The organism is Fodinicola feengrottensis, from assembly GCF_039530045.1.
Taxonomy (GTDB): Bacteria; Actinomycetota; Actinomycetes; order Mycobacteriales; family HKI-0501; genus Fodinicola; species Fodinicola feengrottensis.
Genome location: NZ_BAAANY010000062.1, coordinates 1 through 1,373, shown reverse-complemented (window position 1 = coordinate 1,373; position 1,373 = coordinate 1). Strand labels below are relative to the sequence as shown.

The following is a 1,373-nucleotide window of genomic DNA, read 5'->3' as shown; positions in this document are numbered from 1 at the left end:
CCACTCTTCCTCGCTGTTCTCTTCCCTCACGACGATCAGCCAGCAGCGACGACAGCGGCACACCTCGATCACGCAATCCGCGTGAGAAATGCTGCCCAGCGGTTCGCCTGCCTGGTGGGGGGTCGTTTCGTGCATCTCACCGTCCGGCGGTTCGGTGACGGATTCGGCATCACTGCGTGGCTCCTGGACGTGGATGTGGGCCGGCATAGCCAGTGCCTCCAAGTGTTTGCAACAGTTCGCTGTGTAACAGCAACACCGCTACCATCCCACTGTAAACACATACTCGCAACCATCAAGAATGAGAAGTTACAGAAAATGACACCCGAGCCATCGACCTGGCAAGCTACCCCTGTGGCCCGCTCCTACGTACGTGCTCGGCGTCTCGGTATCGCTCTTCGCGAGTACCGGAACGCTGCTGGCCTGACCCTTGAGCAGGTCGCGGAGGAAGTCGCCGTTACCAAGGCAACAGTCAGCCGGATGGAAACCGCGAAGACGATCAGCCGGCCGGCGATCATCCGAGCCATGCTCCAGCTGTACAACGTGCCGAGAGACGAGATCGAACGGTTCGCACAGCTTGCGAAGGACGTGCGTTCCAAAGATTCATGGTGGCGCGCGTACGACCTGCCGGGCCGAGTCGCGGACCTCGTTGCGCTGGAGAGCGACGCCATATCGATCTCTGTGTACGAGACGAACGTGGTGCCTGGATTGGCGCAGACCGAGGCTTACTGCCGGGCGGTCGTTACTGCAACAACGCCTGTCGTGATGGCTGATGCGGCCGTCGACGAATGGGTTGCCTTCCGGATGCGCCGGCAACTCCGCATCCTCGATGACGAGGACGCTCCACAGGTCTCGATCATCATCGACGACTCAGTGCTTGATCGGTTCGTCGGTGACAGCCGGATCATGGCCGAGCAGATCGAACACCTCCAAATGCTGGGCGACCGGCCGAACATCACGGTTCAGGTCGTTCCCGTCGCTGCCGGCATCCATCCAGGATTGCCCGGATCAATCACGCTCCTGGAGTTTGACGATCTGATGCCAGCGAACGTGTACATCGACACCGTGCCGGGAGACGTACTCCTCGACACTCCAGCAGCCATCCAGCGCACACAGCAGGCGTTCAACGCGCTTCGCGCTCGGGCTGCCACACCCGAAGCCAGCCGCGACCTACTTACCGCGCGGCGCCCCAAAGAAGATCCATAGAGGAAGGCTCACCATGGTTACAACTCGCCAGTGGCGCAAGTCCACCCGTAGCGGCTCGAACAACAACTGTGTCGAGGTTGCCGCCACCACCGACCAGACGCTCATCCGAGACAGCAAGCTCGGCGACCACTCACCAATCCTGACTGTATCGCCGGCAGCCTGGAATACCT

The 1,373-nt window shown here is 61.0% G+C and carries 3 protein-coding genes; 2 read left to right on the top strand and 1 reads right to left on the bottom strand.

The genetic code is table 11. The annotated features are described in order from the left end of the window. Positions 1-207: hypothetical protein (locus ABD301_RS42145; protein ID WP_344315603.1), on the bottom strand; the 207-nt coding region annotated here is incomplete at its 3' end. Between the two features lie 144 nt (positions 208-351). Between ABD301_RS42145 and ABD301_RS42140 the strand changes: the two genes are divergently transcribed. Together ABD301_RS42140 and ABD301_RS42135 are read left to right on the top strand one after the other, a co-directional pair. Then, entirely contained in the window at positions 352-1,203 is an 852-nt protein-coding gene (locus ABD301_RS42140) for a helix-turn-helix domain-containing protein (protein WP_279579453.1), read from the top strand. Between the two features lie 13 nt (positions 1,204-1,216). Further along, positions 1,217-1,373: DUF397 domain-containing protein (locus tag ABD301_RS42135; RefSeq protein ID WP_344315604.1), on the top strand; the 157-nt coding region annotated here is incomplete at its 3' end.